Annotated in this window: 21 protein-coding genes and 5 pseudogenes; 15 read left to right on the top strand and 11 right to left on the bottom strand. The window is 68.3% G+C overall.

Annotation, left to right across the window (positions count from 1 at the left end):
* Positions 1-46 precede the first annotated feature (46 nt).
* The 6 genes from WBK50_RS22010 (at position 47) to WBK50_RS21985 (ending at position 6,507) form a co-directional block, all read left to right on the top strand.
* A complete protein-coding gene (locus WBK50_RS22010; RefSeq protein ID WP_341337417.1) occupies positions 47-973 on the top strand; it encodes a LysR family transcriptional regulator in 927 nt (308 codons plus the stop codon).
* A gap of 199 nt (positions 974-1,172) precedes the next feature.
* Entirely contained in the window at positions 1,173-2,705 is a 1,533-nt protein-coding gene (locus WBK50_RS22005; RefSeq protein ID WP_341337416.1) for an aldehyde dehydrogenase family protein, read from the top strand.
* Between the two features lie 137 nt (positions 2,706-2,842).
* Positions 2,843-4,015 carry a pre-mycofactocin synthase MftD gene (mftD, locus tag WBK50_RS22000; protein ID WP_341337415.1) on the top strand — a complete coding sequence of 391 codons (1,173 nt, stop codon included), beginning with the start codon at positions 2,843-2,845 and terminating at the stop codon, positions 4,013-4,015.
* 172 nt (positions 4,016-4,187) lie between these two features.
* Positions 4,188-5,372, top strand: a complete 1,185-nt coding sequence (locus WBK50_RS21995) for an acetyl-CoA C-acetyltransferase (RefSeq protein WP_341339474.1) — start codon at positions 4,188-4,190, stop codon at positions 5,370-5,372.
* A gap of 210 nt (positions 5,373-5,582) precedes the next feature.
* Positions 5,583-5,855, top strand: coding sequence for a hypothetical protein (locus WBK50_RS21990; protein ID WP_341337414.1), 273 nt, complete (start codon positions 5,583-5,585; stop codon positions 5,853-5,855).
* A 358-nt stretch (positions 5,856-6,213) separates the two neighbouring features.
* Positions 6,214-6,507, top strand: a complete 294-nt coding sequence (locus WBK50_RS21985; protein WP_341337413.1) for a DUF3303 domain-containing protein — start codon at positions 6,214-6,216, stop codon at positions 6,505-6,507.
* A gap of 103 nt (positions 6,508-6,610) precedes the next feature.
* Here the strand turns inward: WBK50_RS21985 and WBK50_RS21980 are convergent.
* From WBK50_RS21980 to WBK50_RS21955, 7 genes and pseudogenes are all read right to left on the bottom strand, one after another.
* Positions 6,611-7,151, bottom strand: a pseudogene (locus tag WBK50_RS21980) (adenylate kinase); the annotation flags it as partial.
* 106 nt (positions 7,152-7,257) lie between these two features.
* Positions 7,258-7,596 (bottom strand): annotated as a pseudogene (locus tag WBK50_RS21975) (transposase); the annotation flags it as partial.
* A 209-nt stretch (positions 7,597-7,805) separates the two neighbouring features.
* The gene (gene mftM, locus WBK50_RS21970) at positions 7,806-8,507 is read right to left on the bottom strand and encodes a mycofactocin oligosaccharide methyltransferase MftM (RefSeq protein ID WP_341337412.1); all 702 of its coding nucleotides are present in this window, start codon (positions 8,505-8,507) and stop codon (positions 7,806-7,808) included.
* Positions 8,508-8,654: 147 nt separating this feature from the next.
* On the bottom strand, positions 8,655-8,891 hold the full coding sequence (locus tag WBK50_RS21965) for a hypothetical protein (protein WP_341337411.1): 237 nt from the start codon (positions 8,889-8,891) through the stop codon (positions 8,655-8,657).
* A gap of 296 nt (positions 8,892-9,187) precedes the next feature.
* A pseudogene (locus WBK50_RS35295) lies at positions 9,188-9,306 on the bottom strand (AAA family ATPase); the annotation flags it as partial.
* Positions 9,307-9,352: 46 nt separating this feature from the next.
* Positions 9,353-10,645 carry an NDMA-dependent methanol dehydrogenase gene (gene mdo, locus WBK50_RS21960; protein WP_341337410.1) on the bottom strand — a complete coding sequence of 431 codons (1,293 nt, stop codon included), beginning with the start codon at positions 10,643-10,645 and terminating at the stop codon, positions 9,353-9,355.
* 280 nt (positions 10,646-10,925) lie between these two features.
* Positions 10,926-11,045: pseudogene (locus WBK50_RS21955) on the bottom strand (IS5/IS1182 family transposase); the annotation flags it as partial.
* A gap of 245 nt (positions 11,046-11,290) precedes the next feature.
* Between WBK50_RS21955 and WBK50_RS21950 the strand changes: the two are divergent.
* From WBK50_RS21950 to WBK50_RS21930, 5 genes are all read left to right on the top strand, one after another.
* Entirely contained in the window at positions 11,291-11,416 is a 126-nt protein-coding gene (locus WBK50_RS21950) for a hypothetical protein (protein ID WP_341337409.1), read from the top strand.
* A 512-nt stretch (positions 11,417-11,928) separates the two neighbouring features.
* Entirely contained in the window at positions 11,929-12,456 is a 528-nt protein-coding gene (locus WBK50_RS21945) for an Asp23/Gls24 family envelope stress response protein (RefSeq protein WP_445942385.1), read from the top strand.
* Positions 12,457-12,466: 10 nt separating this feature from the next.
* Positions 12,467-12,868, top strand: a complete 402-nt coding sequence (locus WBK50_RS21940; RefSeq protein ID WP_341337407.1) for a hypothetical protein — start codon at positions 12,467-12,469, stop codon at positions 12,866-12,868.
* 3 nt (positions 12,869-12,871) lie between these two features.
* On the top strand, positions 12,872-13,057 hold the full coding sequence (locus WBK50_RS21935) for a hypothetical protein (protein WP_341337406.1): 186 nt from the start codon (positions 12,872-12,874) through the stop codon (positions 13,055-13,057).
* Positions 13,058-13,102: 45 nt separating this feature from the next.
* Positions 13,103-13,804, top strand: coding sequence for a hypothetical protein (locus WBK50_RS21930; protein ID WP_341337405.1), 702 nt, complete (start codon positions 13,103-13,105; stop codon positions 13,802-13,804).
* 138 nt (positions 13,805-13,942) lie between these two features.
* Here the strand turns inward: WBK50_RS21930 and WBK50_RS21925 are convergent, their stop codons facing one another.
* Positions 13,943-14,167 carry a hypothetical protein gene (locus WBK50_RS21925; RefSeq protein WP_341337404.1) on the bottom strand — a complete coding sequence of 75 codons (225 nt, stop codon included), beginning with the start codon at positions 14,165-14,167 and terminating at the stop codon, positions 13,943-13,945.
* 486 nt (positions 14,168-14,653) lie between these two features.
* On the opposite strand from WBK50_RS21925, the gene WBK50_RS21920 reads away from it, so the two are divergent.
* Genes WBK50_RS21920 through WBK50_RS35290 form a run of 3 tightly spaced genes read left to right on the top strand, consistent with a single transcriptional unit; the run spans position 14,654 to position 16,571 of the window.
* Positions 14,654-15,850, top strand: coding sequence for a sulfite oxidase (locus tag WBK50_RS21920; RefSeq protein ID WP_341337403.1), 1,197 nt, complete (start codon positions 14,654-14,656; stop codon positions 15,848-15,850).
* The gene (locus WBK50_RS21915) at positions 15,850-16,227 is read left to right on the top strand and encodes a YidH family protein (RefSeq protein ID WP_341337402.1); all 378 of its coding nucleotides are present in this window, start codon (positions 15,850-15,852) and stop codon (positions 16,225-16,227) included. Before WBK50_RS21920 ends, WBK50_RS21915 begins: the two co-directional genes overlap by 1 nt.
* 11 nt (positions 16,228-16,238) lie before the next feature.
* Entirely contained in the window at positions 16,239-16,571 is a 333-nt protein-coding gene (locus tag WBK50_RS35290; RefSeq protein WP_445942292.1) for a DUF202 domain-containing protein, read from the top strand.
* A gap of 321 nt (positions 16,572-16,892) precedes the next feature.
* Here WBK50_RS35290 and WBK50_RS21910 read toward each other — a convergent pair whose 3' ends face one another.
* The 3 genes from WBK50_RS21910 to WBK50_RS21900 are packed head-to-tail and all read right to left on the bottom strand — an operon-like array spanning position 16,893 to position 19,820.
* Positions 16,893-17,909: a hypothetical protein gene (locus WBK50_RS21910; RefSeq protein WP_341337401.1), complete on the bottom strand. Its 1,017-nt coding sequence runs from the start codon at positions 17,907-17,909 to the stop codon at positions 16,893-16,895.
* 11 nt (positions 17,910-17,920) lie between these two features.
* Positions 17,921-19,240 carry a Dyp-type peroxidase gene (locus tag WBK50_RS21905; protein ID WP_341337400.1) on the bottom strand — a complete coding sequence of 440 codons (1,320 nt, stop codon included), beginning with the start codon at positions 19,238-19,240 and terminating at the stop codon, positions 17,921-17,923.
* A gap of 19 nt (positions 19,241-19,259) precedes the next feature.
* Positions 19,260-19,820, bottom strand: a complete 561-nt coding sequence (locus tag WBK50_RS21900) for a hypothetical protein (protein ID WP_341337399.1) — start codon at positions 19,818-19,820, stop codon at positions 19,260-19,262.
* Between the two features lie 642 nt (positions 19,821-20,462).
* Here WBK50_RS21900 and WBK50_RS21895 point away from each other — a divergent pair.
* A pseudogene (locus WBK50_RS21895) lies at positions 20,463-21,308 on the top strand (IS5 family transposase).
* Positions 21,309-21,325 lie beyond the last annotated feature (17 nt).

The following is a 21,325-nucleotide window of genomic DNA, read 5'->3' as shown; positions in this document are numbered from 1 at the left end:
CCGTAGCGGCGTGACTCCACGGCAAGCCTGATCGGGGGTGTCGCGCATGGAGCTTCGGCAGCTGCACTACTTCGTCACCCTCGCCGAGGAGCTGCACTTCGGCCGGGCCGCGGCACGCGAACACATCGTCCAGTCTGCGCTGAGCCAGCAGCTGCAACGTTTGGAGCGGGAGCTGGGGGTGCTCCTGATCGAGCGTACGACCCACCACGTGCAGCTGAACGCGGCCGGCGCCGCTTTTCTGATCGAGGCCCGGCAGATCCTCGCCCACGTCGAGCGGGCGGCGGTGGCCGCGCAGCGCGCCGCCTGCTCAACGCCCCACCTGCGGGTGGGGATCGTCGACGCCAGCTACGACTCGATGCCACTGATCCTGCATGAGCTCCGGCAGCGCTATCCCGACCTGGAGATCCACCAGGTCGAGGTCGGTGTGCCCGAACAGTTCCAGCGACTGGTCGACGGGCGGTTGGACGTGGGCCTCGGGCGGGCGTCGCTGGCCCCGCCGAGCGTGGCCTCCGAACTGTTTCGTCTGGACCCGCTCGGGGTGCTCGTCGCCGAGGGACACCGCTTCGGGGGGCTGTCCGTCGTCCCGGTCGCCACCCTCGCCACCGAACCTCTGCTGTTCGCCGAGGACGAACGGGCCCCGGAGTTCAACCAGTTCGTGATCGAGCTGTGCCGCTCGGTCGGTTTCATCCCCACCCTGTACCGGGGGACCGTGGACAGCATCCGAGCCTCGGTCGACCTCGTCGTGCAACAGCGCTGCGTGCTGTGTGCACCGTCCTCGTGTGTACCGCCGGGGACGGGGATGGCATGGAGGCCGTTGGTGGCTCCCCCGTCGCGCTATCCGTGGTCGCTGCTGTGGCGGGCCGGTGACTCCTCCGAGCACGTCCACGCCGTCCTCGGGTGCGCCCGCGCGCTGTCCCGGCGGCTGGGCTGGCTGGAACCGCGGGCTCAGGTGGCGGGCCAAGCGCGATCCTGAGGGCGATCATGAAGGTGTTATCGGGGATGGTGATGAGCCGTTCTCCGATCCGTCCTTTCCCACCGCTGCCCAGGGCGGTTCCCTGAGCAACGCGTCTGGCTCGGCTCACGGTACAGACGGTTCCCGGCCTGCTCGGCTCCGCTGCAGCGTGCCTACTTTTTGTCGACCATCGGGCCATGTCGCCCACCACGATCGCGCGGTGGGACACCGCACCGGCATGGGAGGATTCATGAACGCGATAGCTGATCTTCCGGTAGACCCGAAGGTCAAGGAGTACACCGCCCGTCGGTGGGAGCTGCTCATCGACGGGGACTGGGTGAAGGCGAAGTCCGAGCAGACCTTCCAGACCCACAATCCGGCCACCGGTGAGCTCCTGGCCGAGTGCGCCCAGGCCGACGAGGTCGACATCGACCGGGCGGTGCGGGCGGCGCGGCGGGCGTTTGAGACCGGGCCCTGGCCGGCGATGACCGCGACCGAGCGGGGGCGGCTCATCTGGAAGCTCGGCGATCTGGTGCTGGAGCACCTGGAGGAGTTCGCCGAGCTGGAAACCCTCGACAACGGCAAGCCGATCAGCGTCACCCGCGCGGTCGATGTGCCGCTGACCGCTGAGCTGTTCCAGTACATGGCCGGCTGGGCCAACAAGCTGGAGGGCAACACGATCCCGCTGTCGGTGCCCTACACGCCCGGCGCGATGTACCACGCCTACACGCTGCGGGAACCGTTGGGGGTGGTGGGGCAGATCATCCCGTGGAACTTCCCGCTGCTCATGGCCGCCTGGAAACTGGGTCCCGCCCTGGCCGGGGGCAACACGGTCGTGTTCAAGCCGGCCGAGCACACCCCGCTGACGGCGCTGCGCCTGGGCGAGCTGATCATGGAGGCCGGTTTCCCCAAGGGTGTGGTCAACGTCGTTCCCGGGCCGGGGCCGATCGCCGGGGAGGCCCTGGCCGCGCACCCGGACGTGGACAAGATCGCTTTCACCGGCTCCACCGCGGTCGGCAAACGCATCATCGGGGCTGCGACGGGCAACCTGAAGAAGGTCACGCTGGAACTGGGCGGCAAGTCGCCGAACGTGGTGTTCGCCGACGCCGACATGGATCAGGCGATTCCCGGTGCGGCGAGCGCGATCTTCTTCAACCACGGCCAGGTCTGCTCGGCCGGGTCGCGGCTGTATGTCGAGGACGGCGCTTTCGACGAGGTGACCGAGGGAGTAGCCGAACAAGCGAAGCAGATGAAGGTCGGCCCGGGCATGGATCCGGCCACCGAGATGGGCCCGCTGGTGGCCGAGGAGCAGTTGGACCGGGTCTGGGACTACGTCGAGTCCGGGTTCGCCGAGGGGGCCCGGGCGTTGAGCGGCGGCCGCAAGATGGACGGTCCCGGATACTTCATCGAACCGACCGTGCTGGTGGACACCAACCCGAACATGAAGGTGGTGCGCGAGGAGATCTTCGGGCCGGTGGTCACCGCCCATCCCTTCTCCCGGGAGAACGACGTGCTGCCCGCGGCCAACGACACGATCTACGGCCTCGGCTCCGGGGTCTGGACCAAGGACCTGAGCAGAGCCCACCGCATGGCCGAACGGCTGCACGCCGGCACCGTCTGGGTCAACTGCTACAACGTCTTCGACGCCGCACTGCCCTTCGGCGGCTACAAGCAGTCCGGGTGGGGCCGCGAAATGGGCCACGAGGTCCTCAACCTGTACACCCAGATCAAATCCGTGTGCATGCGACTGTGACCAGGACCGGTCCCTCTGACCGGAGTTCCGCAATGGAGAGGGGCACATGAACGGGGTCGGGGCCGCGTCGCGGCACCCGACGCAACCCCTCACCAGATCGGATCTGGACCGGCTGTGAGAGCGGTACGGGAGTGGAAATGGCAAGCAGTAGAGAGTGGTTCGAGACGGTTGCCGAGGCGCAGCGTCGGGCGAAGAAGCGGCTGCCGAAATCGGTATACATGGCGCTGGTCGCCGGGTCCGAGCAGGGCCTGACCCTCGACGACAACGTGAACGCGTTCAGTGAGCTGGGGTTCCGGCCGCACATCGCCGACCTTCCCCAGCACCGGGACCAGTCGACCAGGGTGCTCGGTCAGGACATCTCCTTGCCGGTGATCATCTCGCCGACCGGGGTGCAGGCGGTGAGCCCGGACGGGGAGGTCGCGGTCGCCCGGGCCTCGGCGGCGGCCGGGACGGCGATCGGGTTGAGCTCGTTCGCCAGCAAACCGATCGAGGACGTCGCCGAGGCCAACCCGCAGGTCTTCTTCCAGATGTACTGGGTGGGGACCCGGGAGCGCATCCTGGAGCGGGCGGAGCGGGCCAAGAAGGCCGGGGCTAAGGCCCTGATCGTCACGCTGGACTGGTCGTTCTCCACCCGGCGGGATTGGGGCAGCCCGCCGATCCCGGAGCGGATGAGCCTGAAGGCGATGCTGCGGTTCGCGCCGGAGGGGATCGTGCGGCCCTGGTGGCTGATCGACTTCATGCGCCACGGCGGGATTCCCGACCTCACCACGCCCAACCTCGCCGCGCCCGGCGAGCAGGCCCCGACGTTCTTCGGTGCCTACGGGGAGTGGATGGGCACGCCGCTGCCGGCATGGGACGACGTCAGATGGCTGCGCGAGGAGTGGGGCGGCCCCTTCGCCATCAAGGGGATCATGCATCCCGACGACGCCCGCCGCGCGGTCGACATCGGGGCCACCGCCATCTCGGTGTCCAATCACGGGGGCAACAACCTCGACGGCACCCCGGGGTCCATCCGCGCCCTGCCCGGCGTGGTCGACGCGGTCGGAGACCAGATCGAGGTCCTGCTCGACGGCGGGATCCGCCGCGGAAGCGACGTCGTCAAGGCCCTCGCCCTCGGTGCCAAGGCCGTGATGATCGGACGCGCCTACCTGTGGGGGATGGCGGCCAACGGCGAGGCCGGGGTCAAGAACGTGCTGGAGATCCTGCGCAGCGGGATCGACGAGGCACTCCTCGGACTCGGGCGGGCCTCGATCCACGATCTTGTTCGCGACGATCTGATCGTTCCTGCGGACTTCACCCGAGCGCCCTAGCGCAGGCCGGCACCCTGCGCCGCGGCGGCCGATCGACAGAGCCTGGCCTGGTGCGCACCCTCCGGGTGGGATCGGCCCGCTCGTCCAGGGTTGGCCACCACGGTCTGCAGTAAGCACCAACTATGTGCCCGACAAGCAATTCGAAGTAAGTCCACGTGAGGAAGTGTTCCCAATGCCAGGGTCGGTCATCGTCGGAGGCGCCCGGACCCCGATCGGCAAGCTTTCCGGCGCGCTCAAGTGCTTCACGGCCATGGACCTGGGGGGCATCGCCATCGCAGAAGCCCTGGTCAGATCCGGGGTCTCCGGTGACCAAGTGGACTACGTGATCATGGGACACGTCATCCAAGCCGGCGCGGGACAGATCACCGCCCGCCAAGCCGCCGTCAAGGGCGGGATCCCGATGACCGTGCCGGCGCTGACCGTGAACAAGGTCTGTCTGTCCGGTCTCAATGCGATTGCCACGGCCGACCAGCTCATCGGCTACGGCGAGTTCGACGTGGTCGTCGCCGGGGGCATGGAGTCGATGACGAACGGCCCCTACCTGCTGTCCGGCGCGCGGCTGGGCTACCGCTACGGCGACGGTTCCCTCATCGATGCCACCCAGCGCGACGCGCTGTTCTGCTCGTTCGACCAGCTCGGGATGGGCGACGCCACCGACCGCTACACCGCAGCCCGGGGCATCGGGCGCGCCGAACAGGACGAGTATTCGGCGATGTCACACGAGCGAGCCACCACCGCGGGCAAGAACGGCCTGTTCGACGACGAGATCGTCAACGTGGAGGTGCCCCAACGCCGCGGCGACCCGCTGCTGGTCACCGAGGACGAGGGTGTGCGCCCCGGGACCACCGCCGAGTCGCTGGGCAAGCTGCGCCCTGCCTTCGCCGCCGACGGCACGATCACGGCCGGATCTGCCTCGCAGATCTCCGACGGCGGCGCGGCGGTGGTGGTGATGAGCCGGGCCACGGCCGAACAGCTCGGCGTTCCGGTGCTCGCCGAGATCGGCGCGCACGGCGTCGTCGCCGGCCCGGACCCGTCGTTGCTGTCCCAGCCGGCCAACGCGATCGCCAAGGCTCTGGACCGCGAGGGCTTGGCCCCCGCCGACATCGACCTGTTCGAGATCAACGAGGCCTTCGCCGCGGTCGCCATCCAGTCGATGCGCGACCTGGGCATCGACCCGTCCGTGGTCAATGTCAACGGCGGGGCCATCGCGATGGGACATCCCGTCGGCGCGTCGGGCGCTCGTCTCGCCCTGCACCTCGCGCTCGAACTGGGCCGCCGCGGCGGCGGGCTCGGCGCCGCGGGCCTGTGCGGCGGCGGCGGCCAGGGCGAAGCCCTCGTCCTCCGCGTTCCGGCCTGAGAAGAGATCATCGATATGTCGGACATGACTGGGCAGGTAGCGCTGGTCACCGGGGGACCCGGGGCATCGGGGCGGCCTGCGATCGCCTGGCCAACCGCGGCGTGACCGTGGCTGCGGGCTACTCGCGGGACAAGGAGGCCGCCGACCGCTTCTGCGAGGCCCACCCGGCTCCAGCGCGCACCAGGGCTCGAGCGCAGGAAGCGAGACCTGATGACCGCCACCGCTGGTACCCAGACCAGGGCCGGCCGGGTCGCTCAGGTCGCCGGCCCGGTCGTCGACGTCGAGCTCCCACGCAACTCCGTCCCGGAGCTGTACAACGCCCTGACGCTCGACGTCTCCTTCGGCGAGCTCGCTCGCACCCTGACCCTGGAGATCGCCCAGCACCGGGAGATCACCGGCGAGCTGTGGGGTATCCACCGTCAGGCGCCCAGCTTCGACAAGTCGAGTCCGGCGTCATCGAACACCGAGGTGCCATACCCGTGAGGGCAACGACCTCATCTCCTGGAGCAGCACCGTAGATGGACGAGCCGCCCGGCACGCGTCTGCGGGTGGCGCTGTCGCCCTGACGGCGCCCCCCGATTCCCACTCAGTCCCCCGAACATCGCCAGACCCACACCGACACCACCCACGTCCGACGACACGACCGGCTCGGCGGACTCCTTCACGAATACCAGCACGTCGCATGACATGTGCCGAGTTTCGGGCACCCACACGTTCGAGTCTCCTCGTCGAGAACCGGGCTTCCACGCGCTCGCCCGACGACGCCTCACACTCACGCTGGCTTGACGCGCTCACGGGCCCAGTGAACAATTGGATTGATCAAAATTAGGAGGCGAAAGACATGCTGTGGTACTGCAAATTCAAGTGGCATGCGCACACCACGGTCGAAGCATTGCGCCGCCGGATCCTCGAACAGGACAGCGCCGGCACGAACCAGCCAGATCGGATTCGCGGCTGGTACGACTTGGCCGGTGGTGGAGCAGGATTCATGTTGATCGAGACGGACGATCCTCGCGAGCTGACAGACATGCTCCAGCCGTACATGGACCTCCTCAGCTGGGATGTGCATGCGGTCGCCGAGCAGCCGTCGTATGAGGCAATAGTCGAATCGTTCCGCCAGAAAGCGGGCAGCTGATCCGCCATAACGCATCGATGCCGACCGGCGCCGGTCCGGTCGCAATCACCACTTCGAAGCGGGTGATCGCCTCCTCAGATGCTTGCTCCTGCTCGGCCCGCTCGTCTGGCAGTTTGTCGAATAGCCGGTCGATGATCTCCTCGACGGTGCCGACCGCGTCGACGCTGATCGGCCGGTCGCGGTAGAAGCCGAGTAGGGCGCAGTGTCGTCCCGGTAGACCTGCTGGCGTCGGCGGATAACCTCCTCGGTGTCGTCGTATCTCCCACGGCCGATCAGTCGCTGCACAACCACGTCGTCGGGCGCAGTGAACTCGATGACCGCATCGAGTTCGGTGTCGTGCTTGCCGAGCAATCCGGCCAGCGACTCTGCCTGCGCCACCGTGCGTGGAAAGCCGTCGAGGACGAACCCCTCCGCGCTATCGGTCTCGCCGAGCCGGTCGCGCACCATGTCGACGTCACTTCGTCTGGAGCAAGATCGCCGGCATCGATATAGCGTTTCGCCTCGACACCGAGCGGCGTATTGTTCTGCAGACTGTCGCGGAACAGCTCGCCGGTGGAAACGTGCAGGACATTCACCTGGGCGGCTGACCGCTCCGCCTGGGTCCCCTTGCCCGCTCCCGGTGGGCCAACCACAACAATTCGCATACGAGTCCAGCTCCCTTGCGTGAAGGTGTCCAACGACGGTCCCTCGGAAACCATGAGCATCCGAGAGTGCGAATGAGTATCGTGAAATCGCATTTGTGCTCGGATCTCAAAGCGTGTTTGAGAAGATCATCTGACGGGCTGGAACGTGCGCCGTTGTCGACGGGTTGCCGGGGCGCCGTGGGCGAGTCGTCGGGTCATGGTGTTGATCGCGGCCCAGCGGATCACGGCGGTGCGCAGTGAGCCACGCCAGCGTGCGTTCGACCGCCCACCGGCGTGGGAGGACAGCCAATTCGCGCTGGTCCGCGGGCTTACGCACGACCTGGACCGTGGTGCGCAGAACCTGTGTGGCCCAGTCCAGGAGCCGGCCGGCGAACCCGCCGTCGGCGAACACGAACCGCGCCCGGGTGCGCAGGTGGGTGTCCAGCAGCACCGGCTTCGCGCCGTCGCGGTCCGGCCGTTGATCTTCTTCCCGGCGTCGTAGCCGCGGGTGTCGCGCCCGACGGTGTCGGCACCCTTGACGCTCTGGGAGCCGATCAGCCCGGCACTGGGCTCGGCGTTACGACCCTGCTGCAACCGAAGCTGCGCACGCACGACAGGCAGGATCTTCTCGGTCGCCTTGGCTTGCTCCCAGCGCACGAAGTACCAGTACTGCCGTCAGGGCTCGACGACCAGCCACCCGCCGTGATGGTCGGTGACCTGAAACGGCCGGCCGGTGCGCGCCCCGAGGGACTGCAGCGCGGCGTGGTCGAAACAGCGGACGTGACCCCAGGTCGGGTTCGGCGTCGCCTCGTAGGGCACGGCGACGACCGCCCGGTGCCGGGCCAGTCGCAGCATCTCGGCCAGCACCGCGTCGCCGGCGGCCTCGGGCAGGTGCTCCAGCAGGTGCAGGGCGAGCACGGTGTCGGCCGATCCGGACGCAAACGGCGCGGCACGGGCGTCGCCGGCCACCGCGTCGAGGTGCAGACCCAGCCGGGGCGCGATCCGGGCCAGCAGCGCCACGGTGCCGGCCGAGATGTCCATCGCGGTGACCCGGCGCCCGGCGCCGGCCAGGCGCAGCGCGAAGAAGCCGAAGCAGCACCCGAGCTCCACGACGTCGGTGCCCACGACGAGCTCCGCCGCCCGCGCGTACACCGGCGCCAGCTCGGCGTTGGTTCCACCAGGGACCGCGCGGCCGGTCAGCGCGGCCAGGGTGTTGCGGTAGAAGGCGAGCCACGCGTCGTCCGGGTCGTCCGCCGCCGCCGTCACCACTGCCACGAAAGCGGCCTCGAACGCCGCCGGGGTCAGCAACCCCGGCGCGATCAGGGTGCGGGCCAGCCAGCCTGCGAGGTCGTTGTCCAGCCTGTCCAGCGAGATCATCGGCGGCTGCCACCTCTCGTTCCCAAGCAGGATGAGGGTAATGGCGCCTGCCGCCGGGTTGAAGGGCTCCGCCGCGCGACCGGTCCGCGTGCTGGGTCGGTCCGAACCAGCACGACCACGTAGGGCGGACCGTCGGCCGGATGGTGCTCAGCGCCCGATCAGCTCGTCGGCCATCTCGTGGGCGGTGGCCTCCAGGCCGGTGAGGTCGCGGACCACCCGCACACGGTCGCAGGACTCGGCGTAGGCCGGCAGGTCGCAGCGCCCGAGCGCCCACGAGTACCGCGGCTCCGGGGTGGGTCGTCGCGCCTGCCCTTGATCACCGCGGCGCGCAGTGCCTCCCGCAGCACCTCCCGCTCGGCGAGGATTCCGGGTTGTCCTGCGCACGCCATGGCATCCAGGGTCTCGGACACCGAGATGCGCACGCCCCGCCGCCGGAGCAGTCGGACGAAGCGGTGGATGCTCGCTTCCACGCCTCTCGCCTCCCTACCCTGCCGCTCTCACAGAGCGCGCTTGCGGCCCAGGCCGAACGACCGGCTGCCCTGGCTCGAGGTGACCTTGCGCGACTCCGGTGCGGTGTTCTCCTCGGCCGGTCGGGCCGATCGCACCGAGTCGCCGTAGCTGCCCTCGCCGTGCCGGCCGCCCGGTCCCTCGCCGCCCGTTCCCGGTCGCCCGGGTCTCCAATCCAGCAGCACCGCCTCCAGCGCCTCGCGGCGCGGTCGACCTCGTCGATGAGCAGCACGACGGGCTGCTCGTAGCGGATCGCCTCGAGCAGCGGGCGCGCGGCGAGGAAGCGCTCGGAAGGCGAGTGACCAGCGGTGCGACGCGCACTCCTCGCTGGGGGCGGATCAGCGAAGGAGTTCGTCCAGGTCGCCGTTCATGCAGTGCTCGACCACCGGGCGGACCGTCTCGAACGTGCACTCCTTGGGGTTGCCCGGGGTGCACGCGTCACCGAGGACGTGGTTGGTGAGGCGGTCCACTTCGGTGGCGTCACCGGAGATGGTGCCCCGATTCTCGTAGAACTTGGTCGGGCCCTGGCCGAGCCGGTTCTTCGAGTAGCTGTCCTTCGTGACATCGACGAAGCGCTCCGGGATGCCCACATCGCGCAACAGCCGGATCGATGCCGCCAGCGCGGCCTCGGCGGCCTGCACCTTGGTCATGCCGTGGGTGTCGATGTCCATCATCTCGGCGATGTCGGCGAACCGCTCGTAGGCCACCGGCATGTTGAACGCCCAGACGCGCGGGAGCGCGACGGCGTTGTTCAGGCCGTGGTGGGTGTCGTAGAACGCGGACATGGCGTGCGAGATCGAGTGGATGATCCCCAGGCCGCCGGAGTTGAACGCCTGGGCGGCGATGTACTGCGCGTACATCATGCCCTCGCGACCGGGCAGGTCCTGCCCGTTCCACACCGCGGCACGCAGGTTCTGGTTGGTCAGCTTGATCGCGTAGAGCGCGTTGCCGAGCGACGGCGGGAAGTTCAGCCGGGAGACGTAGGGCTCGGAGGCGTGCGCGAGCACGTCGAAGCCGCACTGCGCGGTGTAGTCGATCGGGCAGTCGTAGTAGAGCACCGGGTCGTCGATCGCCAGCGAGGTCACGCACGCGTCGTCGAACGCCACGTACTTGTGCGGGTTGTCCGGGTCCGTCGTGGTGTCGGTGATGACGTAGGCCCACGAGGTCTCCGAGCCGGTGCCGGCCGTGGTGGAGACCGCGATGTGGGGCGGGTTCTGCGGGTTCTCGGACTTGTTGAAGCCTTCGAACTCGTTGACGTTGCGGCCGTCGTGGGCCACCGAGACGCGCGCGCCCTTGCAGGCGTCGTGCGAGGAACCGCCGCCGATCGAGACGAACGAATCGCACTTGTTCTGCTGGTAGAGGCCCACAGCGTCCATGACGTTGTAGTCCTTGGGGTTGGACTCGACCTTGTCGTAGACCACGACCTCGAGGCCGTGGTACTTCATCGACTCGACGATCTTGTGGACGATGTCGGTGCCGCGCAGGCCCGAGGTCATCACGAGCGTCTTCTTGAAGCCCAGCTTGAGGGCCTCCGGGCCGATCATCTCGTGCGCCCCAGGCCCCATCATCGCCCGCGGGAACGGGTGGAACTCCTTGATCGGGAACGGCTTCAGAAGTTCGTCGACCTGCATGGCAGCCCCCTTCTGGTGCAGATTGGGTGGTAACGGCCGACGCTAGTACCGGTGTGACCCCGAGCACAGGGGCCATCGCGGGAAAACATCGCTGGGGTGGGGTAGGACTGCCGATCGGAGACAGGTGCGCAGAGCCCGGGTCGGATGGGCCAGTCCGCACTCACCAGGTTCCAGCCGTCGGCCGCCGGTGCAGGCCGCGTCGAAGGGGTCGGTGGCTGGGCGACCCCGCCGTCGGGACGCGGCCGGTGGCCCCTCCGTCGCTGGCCGAGGTGCGGCCCGGCCGTGAGCACCACCACAGGTCGACCTCCGCCGTCGGGCCGACCGCCTTGTAGCGGTCGGTACGGATCAGCGTGCCGTCGAGCTGCACGTGGGTGTAGCCGGCAACCCGTGCCGCCAGCAAAGGCCGAGGAGGAGCCCGAGACGGACGAGTACGCCGAGGACGAGGGCGCCGAGCCCGACGACATTGCCGAGGACGAGAAGACAGCCGAGGCATCAGAGCCGCCTCCTGCTCGCCCTCGCTCGGAAGGGCCGCGCCTGTGGGCGCGGGCGCCGCGACGGCGACCCCCAAGCGGAGGGCCGCCCCCGTCGCAAATACGGCAGGCAAGGTCGCGGCCGGTCGCAGGAGCGGCCGGCCTGCTGACAGCAATGGCTGAGACGACGGGGAAGCCCGGCCGCGCGGACGGCCTACCCACGGACGCGCTGAAGGACGCCGGTCAGCGACTGCTGGGCCTGCTCGTCCAGCGTGAACCACCACCAGCCCGGCCGCGGTGACCGCGCGGGCCACGCCGACGCCAACGCTGCGGGAACCTTCGATCGACACCACCACCCGCGGGCCTGGTGCGTGGTCGGTGATCCAGGCCAGCCGCTCGGCGAAACCGCTGCTGTCGTTGCTGACCCGCCCCACCTTCCCGACCGGCGCCAGGAGTCCTCGCCCATCGGTGGCTCAGTCGACAGGCGTCAGGTGCGCCTGCGTAGCACCGGGTGCGGCCGGCGACCCGAAGCAGCAGGTGGGTGGTGAGGTAGTCGGCGTCGCGGCCGACGCCGCGCCGGCTGGTCGTCGTCCGTCGTCGACGACGTTTTCACCTGAGCCGCCTCCCGGTTGCAGGGGCCTACCCTACGAATGTGATACATATCACATTCGTAGGACGAATTCGATCATCCGCGGGGAGGGGGCGCCGGGTATATAGCAGGTAGTGGCGCACCGCGACGCGCACGCCGCTCCGGGAAGTCGCCAATCCCTCGGGCACCACCTCCCGGTAGCTGAGGGAGATCGATGGCTGATGATGACTGTACCGAGTGGAATCTCGGCCGCGAGCGGAGCCGCGGCCTCGAGCAGCCCGGAGACCCCGCGTAACGAGGCACCTGCGTCGACCCGCGCGACGGTCGCGGCTCGGGGTCGCGGCGGCGATCTGGAAACCAGCCAGGGTAAGACCACGATCGCCGACACCGTGGTGTCCAAGATCGCCGGGTTGGCCACGCGGCAGGTGAACGGGGTCGCCGGCTTCGGTAGCGGCGCGGCGCGAGCGATGGGCGCTGTCCGCGAGCGCATCCCGGGCGCGCGGGCCAGCGGCAGCCAGGGAGTGGCGGTCGAGGTGGGCGAACGCCAGGCCGCGATCGACCTGATCATCGTCGTGGAATACGGGGTGGCGATCGTCGAGCTGGCCCGCGCGATCCGGCGCAACGTGATCGGCTCCATCGAGCAGATGACCGGTCTCGAGGTCGTCGAGGTCAACATCAGCGTGGTCGACCTGCAGCTGCCCGGCGAGAACACCGGCGAGGAGCAGGCCCGGCAACCGGCCCGCGTCGAATGACTCCGCATCCGTGACCGCCGATCCCACCAACCCGGGCACCACGGCCGCCGCGCCGATCGGGCGCGAGATCGACCGGCGGGTGGACCCGATCGTGGCCGCGGTGCTGGCCTGTCCGCTGGTCGCCGGTTTGCACGGCGGCCGGGATGGCCAGGCGGTCACCTATCTGCCCGGGCGGCGGATCACGGGCATCCGCATCACCGTCGACGAGGTGGCCATCCACGTCGTCGCCTGCTACCCCGCCGTCATGGAGCAGGTCGCCGGCCAGGTCCGGCGGGCGGTCGCGCCGTTTGCGGGCGAGCTGCGGGTCGCCGTGGCCATCGAAGACCTCGCGGTTCCCGGTGAACCATCGTCGCACCCGCAGCCCGACATCACCGGCATCACTGCCAGAACGAAGGAGCCCAAGGAGTTCTGACCCATGAACGGCACCCTGATCGGTTTGCTCGCTGGGCTGGCGCTCGGTTTCGCCGGCGCGTTCGGCGGGCTGGTCGCCCTCCTCATCGTGCTCGTGCTCGGCGCTGTCGGCCTGCTCGTGGGCCGCTGGGTCGACGGCGCGCTGGACCTGTCGAGCCTGACCGGCTCCGGTCGGGACCGGATCCGTTGATGGCCCCGCTGATGGCTCCACCCGCCACCCGGGGTGGCTGCACCGATGATCATGGAAACGCTGCGCCGCGAGAAGGGACGTGACCTGATGACCAACACCGTGACGCACACAGCAGCACGCGCCGCCGGCGGTGCCCAGCAGGCCGGCCGAGAGTTCGGTCGTCGCGTTGCGGGCGGGGCCGCCCGCAAGGTGATGAGCGAAGCCGGCAGTGTGGTGCTCGGGGCCGTGGTCGACATGGCCGTCTCGCGGGTCGACCGTGTCGCCGACCGGCTCGACCGCGTCGCGGAGAGCGGGGGCACCGGCCTGCGGGAGGCGCTGACCGGCAGGCCCGCCCCGCTGCGGTCGGACCGGAAGGACGCCGGGGACGTCCGGAAGACCGGGAGGGCGGTACGCGTGCGGATGGACGCCGCGTTCAGCCTCGTCGTCGCCCGCGCCGTTGCGCTGTTGCAGTTCCTGCAGCGGCTGGCCCTGAAACTGCTCGAGGCGCTGCGGCGCCTCGCCCGCCGATCCCGCACGGCACCGCCCGAGCCGAGAGGAGCCGGCGCCGACGAGGACGGGCCAGAGCAGGACGCCGCGGGCGAGGACAGCGAGCCGAGCGAGCGCCGGGGGAGCCGCGCGGATCGCCGTCCCCGCACGCAGCGCCGCGATGCGCCGGGCCCGAGGCCCGGGCGTTCGGTCCCCGCCGAACCCGCGGTGCGGCGCGGCCGACCCACGCCACCTTCCTCCCGGGTGGGCGGCGGCAAGTAGTGCCGCCATGCGCCTGCCGACCCGGGATCCGCGCACCGCGGGCCGGGGCGCTGGACGGGCATCGGGAGGGGGTCCGGACGCGTCCCCGATAGAGCAGGAGAGCGCCCGTGATGGTTCCTATCGGTTCCTAGTGGCTCGTCACGCAGCCTTGACCGGGTAATCGGTCCAGGTCCGGATCGGTGACCCGACCGCGAAGTGGACCTTCGGTTGAGCTCGGGCGTTGCGCCAGCGCACGTAGCCGGCGATGGCGGTGTTCTGCTCGGCGTGGGAGCGGTGGTCGGTGCCGTTGAGCGCGAAGTAGCGCAGTGCGGCGAACTCGGCCTCGATCCGGTTCAGCCACGAGCCGTGGGTCGGCAGGAACACCAACTCGACCCCGTTGCCGGCGCACCAGTCCTGGACCCGGGCGTGACGGTGGGGTGCACGTGGTCGATCTTGCCGAGCTGCACCGGGCCCATTGCGAGAGCACATGGGTGCGCATGATCGAGCTGTCCAGGGCCGCGGTCGTGGTCTCGGTGTTCCAGGTGGCCACCCATTGCGCCGCGTGCTCGGAGAAGAGGCGGTCATGGGGGCTGATCGGGCCACCGCAGGTTCGCGTTCAGGATGAGGTTCCCCGCGCAGGTGGCTCGGTCGTCGGTTGCCTCTGCGCACCGAGGTATGGCAGCAGCTGGGTAGCCGGCCCGAGGCATTTGCAGCTGGCGGGTATGTCCAGAGTCCGGCTGACCGGGAGCGCAGATGGGCGGTGACCGTGACGATATGTCCCCCGCAAGAGTCGACTATCGCAGTCATGGATGTCGTCGCACCCCCGTCACCCCGAGAGACCACGAAGGTTGCGCAGCGAGTGGGGAGGAGATGTATTCGATGAGCGCCCGAACTACGGCGGCAGGTGCCTCCTCAGCCGACCCCAAAGTCGTCAAAGCCACTCCCGAGGAGCTGATGGAGGACGCGGGTACGGGCCTGGACTACGGGACCCGACCAGACCGCATGCCGGGCTATCTCACCCCGACCGATCGCTTCTACCTCCGCAGCCACGCGCCCACTCCGCACTTGGATGCGGCGACGTGGACACTTCAGGTCGAGGGCAATGGGGTACACGAACCGATCGCCTACACCTACGACGATCTGTGGAATCGCTTTCCGCTGGTTTCCGTGAATCGCACGATTGAGTGTGCGGGTAATCGCCGTGTGTTGTTCGGTGAGGAAGTCGGGCGCACGTTCGAGGGCACTCAATGGGGGCGCGGTGCGATCGGCACCGCCGAGTGGACCGGCGTCCGGCTGCGCGACCTGCTGGAACCGGCCGGGATCACCCCCGGCGCGTGCGAGGTCATGTCGGAATCACTCGACGAGATCCGTGCTCGCCTGCCGGTGCCGCTGGCCAAGGCGTGTGCTGACGACACCCTGGTCGCGTTGGCCATGAACGGCGAGGTGCTCCCGGCTGATCACGGGTTCCCGGCTCGCCTGGTGGTGTCCGGGTGGCTCGGTGCGGCCAGCATCAAATGGCTGGGCCGGATCCAGGTCTCCGACCATCCCCTGTACGTGCCCTGGAACACCGAGGACTACGTGCTGATCGGCCCGGACTTCCCCGCGGCTGAGCCCGCACGTGGCCCGGCGATCACCGCGCTCCCGGTGTCGAGTCTGGTGGAGTTGCCCTGGCCGGCGCGGCTACGGCCGGAACCGCAGATGATCCGAGGACGAGCGTTCGCCGGTGAGAACCGGGTCGAGAGGGTCCAGTACCGCATCGATGACGGTCCTTGGCAGGACGCGTTGATCACTTCGCCGGTAACGCCGGGGGTGTGGGTGCGCTGGCAGTTCAGTTGGACTCCGGCACCCGGCGAACACACGCTGCGGGTACGCGCCACCGATGACCAGGGCAACACCCAACCAGACTCCACGTCGTGGAATGAGCTGGGCTACCTCCAAACTTCGGTGCTGGCCCACCCCGTGTGCGTCGAATCTCCAATGCGTGCTCTGCGGAGCCGAACCGTCGCACGAGGACGCCGCAACCAATCGATCGGCGCCGTCCAGCGCGCTGAGGACTCTGTGAGCTGATGAACCCGGCCGATCAGGAACGACAACACGAGGTGGCCGGCGACGAGCAGGAGCCGGACTACCGCTTCACGCTCGCCAACGAGCGGACCTTCCTCGCCTGGATCCGGACCGCGCTCGCGCTGATCGCCGGCGGCGTCGCCGTCGTCCAGCTCGTTCCGGAGTTCGGAATTCCAGGAGGGCGGCACGCCCTCGGCGTGCTACTCGCTGCTGGGGGTGGTGTTCTGGCGGCGCTGGCCGTCCGGCGCTGGCAACGAGTACAAACCGCGATGCGCCGAGATGCCGAGCTGCCACCAACCCGGGTTCCGGTACTGCTCGGCATCACCCTCCTGGCCGTGGCGGTCCTGGTGCTCGTCGTGTTCCTCGTCCCGGGGCCGTAGGGGGCCGTGACGTGCCTCGTCAACCCCAGGACAAGCCCGGACTGCAAGCGGAACGAACCGAGCTGTCGTGGGAGCGCAGCGCAATCGGGCTCCTTGCCAGCAGCGCGATCCTGCTGTTCCGGCAGACTGGACCACCCGCAGCCGCACGTACCCTCCTGGCCGCCACGGCGGCGCTGCTGGCGGTACTCGTCCTGGGGCTCGGTCACAGGCGCGGGCGGCGGACCAGAGCGATCCGTGTCATAGCGGGAAAGAACATCGTGTCCGATGCCCGGACCGAGGTCCTCCTGATCGGCTGGGCAGTGGCCGGCTTCGCGACGGCTATCGTCCTGCTACTCATGCTGTAGCGACGTTGGGCACATGGTTGCGCGAGCTGAGGCGTCGGCCAGCACACCCTGTCCGCAGCGGAGCATTTCCGGAGCGAGGCCACCGTCAGCGTCCGGTAGCTGTCGGTACTCGACGGCACGAAGCCCCAGATCAGACGGCACAGGACGGCACCAGCCGGGCGCCGAGATCCCACCGCATCCGCGTTCACACCGAAGAGGTCACTGGTTCGATCCCAGTATCGCCCACTTGCCGAAGGCCCTGGTCAGCCGCTTAGACGTCGTTTCAGAAGTAGGCGTGTCGGCCCGGTATGGAGCAGTGCTCGATGCTGATCATGGCGCCTGCTATTTCATGGTGGCGAGGTTGCGCCAAAGGTTCCTGAGGCTGTCGGTGCCGCCGAAGAGCGTGGTGAAGTTGGTGGAGTCGACCAGGACGATGTCGCCTGCACGTTGTCCTTCCGGCGGCATCCAGATAAGGGCGTTGAATTCGGTATTGCCTGCTTCGGTGAAGGGGTGGGGCCGGTTGGGGTCGATGCGTTGGCGGCCCAGTACCCGCACCGAGTCACTTTGCGGCGCGGTGAGTTCGTAGTGCGGCAGATGAGGATGGAAGTTAAACGTGGTGACGTTGCCGAGCAGCCTCGCTGGGTCCAGATCACGAAACGCGGTCAGCGGTGCGATCTCGTTGGTGCCCTCGACGACAGCGGGACGTAGCCCCCACTTGTTGTGAACCGGCACGTCGAGCGCTTCCATCAGCGAGCGGGTGTACTGGCCGAAACGTTGTTGGCGCGGAACCAGTGCGTCGCCGTGGTGTTGGTATTCAACCTGACGCTGGGTGAAATCGTCGGTGAAGCCGACATCGTGATGCGGAGCCAGCAGGAGGCACGTGCCTTCCTTCTGCAACCATTCACGGATCGCGCTGACCTCCTCGGGTGCGGCTTCTTGCTCGGAGAGGATGTGGTCAAGCCCGAAGACCATGAGAGTGTCGGTATCGGCGAGGACCCGCTCGTCGATCGGCAGCTTGTAGCCCGCCTGGTCGATGCGCTGGAACACAGCGACCGGGTGGCCGGTAGCTTCACCGGCCAGCTCTTGGAAAGCCAACGTCGAGCGGTGGAACAGCTCCAGTGTTCCGGCGATGCCCTGCAGGAAGTGCGCCGCATCGTACTCAGGGGTCTCGTAGCTGGGCCACAAGACGTTGCGAACTTCGGTCATCGTAGAGAAGCGGTTGTACATTTCGGCGGGATCGCGTTGGGCTTCCCAGGGATAACTCCAGGTCCAGTAGATGCTGATGCGCCGCTGCCCCGGTGTGTGCTTGCGGGGAACCTGGTTCTGGTTATAGGTACGTGCAGCGGGAAGCGTACTCATCGTGATTCCTCTTAACCGTTGAGCGTCGTTAGGTATCGCAGCGCCTTGAGCCCGGGCAGGAAGAAGTACGCTCCGCCCTTCAGGGTGGTGAAGGCTGGCAGCCCTTTGTGGACTTTGCGGATGGGCCTATTCGGGATTGTGAACTCCAGTGTGCCGTCCTGGGTGCCGATGATGGGATCGCGCTCATTGCCGAGTTCGTGGAATGTTGGGTCATTGATCCACACGTTCTGCGCGAACTCGAACTGGCGAACCAGGCTGGCGCAGATGATGAATGCGGCAATGCCACGGTCCGCCCCATCATCGGGTGCACCTTCCGCCAAGGCCGGTCCATAGGTGGCGCCACGGCGAATCATCCTGCGGCGATTCATGTTCACTGCGGTGTCGCGTGGGTTGAGGCGACGCGTGTGCGCACCCAACGGCACCGCATAGCCGTGCGGATCCATCTCTCTGTAGTTGAAGTCGTTGTTGCGTATGGGATCCGCGCCGAGCTCTGGATCGTCGTGTGCAGGTGCCAGCACCAACGGCGCGCCGCTGCGCCAGCGGCCCATGAACTTAGCGGCGAGCAGTTCTTGTTCTTCCGGTGAGTCGGCATACTCGCGCAGGTAGTCGCGGAACAACGAGACGTGTTCTTGTAGCCGCCGGTAGGCTAGGTAGCTGCCATTGCGGGACAACACATCCGGCTGAGGCGGGCCGGTGGGCGGCCCCTTCTCGTCGGGGTAGCCGAGGATGAACTCGCCCGGCTTCAGCGGTGCACCCGATCCCGGCGTCGGCTCCTCGCCCGATCCCTCCATCACCGGCTGCGACAACCGGTCACGGAACCCAAAGTGGTCATGGGCGTAATTGAACGGGGGCGTGGCGTTGAGATCCAGAAAAGACAGCACCCGCACGCCAGCGCACCGCGCGACCAGCTTGTCGTGTTCTCCTGTGCACCGCAGGTGCTCGGCATCGGTGCGTGCGAACAAAATAGCGATCGCGTGTAGGTGTTCGCTCGCAAGACCACCCACCCAGTTGTCGGGGTGGTTCGCGCCGGTGTCGCCAAGGATGTCGGCGCGAGCGGCCATGCCCTCCCGGAACTCCTCCGGGAAGCTCGCCAGTGATTCCTCGGGCACCCCGAGCGCCCGCAGACCGTTCCAGGTGAACGCCAACGTGATCCAGCGTTGAGAGCTGTCCATCGTGGCTCGCACGGCGGCGGCGGACTGCACCCGGTCGAGCAACTCCGCCAGCCAGGCCCGGCCGCCGGCGGGGTCATCGAACGACAGAAACTCATAGCGCCCTGTCATCGCGGGCGTCCGGGTCAGGAGGATGTGCTGGATGTCATCGAGCTCAAGCATGGCGCACGCCCTGGTGCGGTCACTGCATCTGATCGAGCATGTCCGAGAACGCCGCCTTCAGCCGCAGCGCTTTCTTGATCTCATCCGAGGTGACGTAGGGGTATTCTCCGTACTCCAGGAAGCTCGGAAAATGATGTTCACGAACGAACATGACGAATGCCTCGGGGTTTGTTTTCCAGTCCTCGGGAAACCCTTCGAGGTTCGTGAATACAGTGGTGATGCCGGTTTGGCTGAACAGCTCCACTGCATCCTCGGTGTACTTGTCGAAATCGGTGTCGAAGATGCCTTGATATTGGAAATGCAGTCCGAAGCCCACATCAAACAGCAGCCAACGCAGATAATGCAGCCGCAGCGGGGCCAGCGCATTGGGGCTAGCGGCTATCGTGGCCTCGATCTCCTTTCCGTGCGCCCGAACGGCTTCTTCGCGGCCCGGTTTGACCTTCGCGATGATCGAGAACCCGTAACACGCCGGTGTCCTGGGGTAGATCGGGCCGTACCTGCCCCGCTCAAGCTCGAAGTAGCCCTCCTTAGGAATGGCCATCGCCGCGGGTTTGATCCAGTCGTGATCGGTCGTTGGCATCGCGTCTCCCGTCCGGATCGCCCCGGGCAAGTAGCCTACCGGTAACTCGACCCGACGTCATGCAGTCAAACGGGGCGCCCGCCAGCGCTGCATCGTCGAAATCACGGATACGCCTGTAGCGATTCGCCTAGTTAATTCCACCCTCCGTCGTGACGCGGTCCGCGCGCATGGCCCACACACTTGCCCCCGGATGGCCCATAGATTTGGAAATTGGGAATAGGCTTACCCGTCGCGAGCTGCAGATACGCCCGTTTGGAGGGGGCTTCCGTGCCAGGCCCGTCGTCGTTGGGTTGACCTGCGGCCCCGGCCCCGGCCCCGGCCCCGGCCCCGGGCTCGGGCTCCGCGGCGGCCTCGGGCTCGTCGTCGACGTCATGGGGCTCGTCGAGAACCGGGGTGGCGATGCCGGCGTGGCCGGGCGGGGACCGAGGGCCCCAGCCAGGCCGGCGGCAGGCGCGGGCGAGGCCAACTGGGAGGCGCGAGGCGGCCGGCCCTCCAAGGGCCCCGCGACCGCATGGCGACCTGGAGGCGATCGCCGACCCCGCCGCCGCGGGTGGGCAGGGGCCAGTCTGGTTTAGACGTCATTTCAGAAGTCGGCGTGTCGGTCCTGTGTGGATCCGCGCCCGTTGCTGATCATCGCTGTCGATGGCGAGACGATCTTGTGTCGAGCGGTTGGTCAGCGACGAGCTGTGGGAGCTGGTGGAACCGCTGATCCGGAAGCCTCGGCCGGCGGAGCGAGGACGGACCGGGCGGCCGCGGGTGCCGGACCGTGCTGCGCTGGCTGGGATCGTGTTCGTGCTCAGGACCGGGATCAGCTGGAACGACCTGCCCCAGGAGCTCGGGTGTGGCTCCGGGGTGACCTGTTGGCGGCGGCTGCGCGAGTAGCAGGACGCCGGGGTGTGGCAGCGGCTGCACCGGGTCGTTCTCGACCGGCTCGCCCAGCAGAATCTGCTGGACTGGTCCCGGGCTGCGGTGGACAGCGTGAGCGTGCGGGCCAAGCGGCGCGGTGAGGCCACCGGGCCGTCGCTGACCGATCGCGGGAAGGCCGGCAGCAAGTACCACGTGCTGTGCGACCGCAACGGGCTGCCGCTGCACGCCCTGGTCAGCGGCGCGAACACCCACGACAGCCGCATGCTCGCGAAGTTGTTGGACACCAACCCGGGCGTCCGCGAACGCGCAGGATGGCCGGGTCGTCCCCGTCGGCGGCCGGGCAAGCTGCATGCCGACAAGGGCTATGACTACCCCCGTTGTCGGCGCTACCTGGCCCGTCGCGGGATCGGGGTGCGGATCGGGCGGCGCGGGATCGAGGATTCCACTCGCCTTGGGCGGGTCCGCTGGGTCGTCGAGCGCACGATGTCCTGGCTGCTGGATTTCCGGCGCCTGGCGCTGCGCTACGACCGCTGCGAGTCCACCATCACGGCGTTGCTGTCGCTGGCCGGCGCCCTGATCTGTCGCCGCCGCCTCGCCCAGCACCGCCCGCGACCGTCGTGACGGCGCTTCCGGCGCCG

Source organism: Pseudonocardia sp. T1-2H (assembly GCF_038039215.1).
Taxonomy (GTDB): domain Bacteria; phylum Actinomycetota; class Actinomycetes; order Mycobacteriales; family Pseudonocardiaceae; genus Pseudonocardia.
This window is presented reverse-complemented; position numbering and strand designations above follow the sequence as displayed.

Coding starts and splice junctions, on each gene's coding strand:
- WBK50_RS22010 (WP_341337417.1), top strand. CDS start 47: ATGGAGCTTCGGCAGCTGCACTACTTCGTCACCCTCGCCGAGGAGCTG.
- mftD (WP_341337415.1), top strand. CDS start 2,843: ATGGCAAGCAGTAGAGAGTGGTTCGAGACGGTTGCCGAGGCGCAGCGT.
- WBK50_RS21995 (WP_341339474.1), top strand. CDS start 4,188: ATGCCAGGGTCGGTCATCGTCGGAGGCGCCCGGACCCCGATCGGCAAG.
- WBK50_RS21990 (WP_341337414.1), top strand. CDS start 5,583: ATGACCGCCACCGCTGGTACCCAGACCAGGGCCGGCCGGGTCGCTCAG.
- WBK50_RS21985 (WP_341337413.1), top strand. CDS start 6,214: ATGCTGTGGTACTGCAAATTCAAGTGGCATGCGCACACCACGGTCGAA.
- mftM (WP_341337412.1), bottom strand. CDS start 8,507: ATGATCTCGCTGGACAGGCTGGACAACGACCTCGCAGGCTGGCTGGCC.
- mdo (WP_341337410.1), bottom strand. CDS start 10,645: ATGCAGGTCGACGAACTTCTGAAGCCGTTCCCGATCAAGGAGTTCCAC.
- WBK50_RS21950 (WP_341337409.1), top strand. CDS start 11,291: ATGGCTGAGACGACGGGGAAGCCCGGCCGCGCGGACGGCCTACCCACG.
- WBK50_RS21945 (WP_445942385.1), top strand. CDS start 11,929: ATGACTGTACCGAGTGGAATCTCGGCCGCGAGCGGAGCCGCGGCCTCG.
- WBK50_RS21935 (WP_341337406.1), top strand. CDS start 12,872: ATGAACGGCACCCTGATCGGTTTGCTCGCTGGGCTGGCGCTCGGTTTC.
- WBK50_RS21930 (WP_341337405.1), top strand. CDS start 13,103: ATGATCATGGAAACGCTGCGCCGCGAGAAGGGACGTGACCTGATGACC.
- WBK50_RS21920 (WP_341337403.1), top strand. CDS start 14,654: ATGTATTCGATGAGCGCCCGAACTACGGCGGCAGGTGCCTCCTCAGCC.
- WBK50_RS21915 (WP_341337402.1), top strand. CDS start 15,850: ATGAACCCGGCCGATCAGGAACGACAACACGAGGTGGCCGGCGACGAG.
- WBK50_RS21910 (WP_341337401.1), bottom strand. CDS start 17,909: ATGAGTACGCTTCCCGCTGCACGTACCTATAACCAGAACCAGGTTCCC.
- WBK50_RS21905 (WP_341337400.1), bottom strand. CDS start 19,240: ATGCTTGAGCTCGATGACATCCAGCACATCCTCCTGACCCGGACGCCC.
- WBK50_RS21900 (WP_341337399.1), bottom strand. CDS start 19,820: ATGCCAACGACCGATCACGACTGGATCAAACCCGCGGCGATGGCCATT.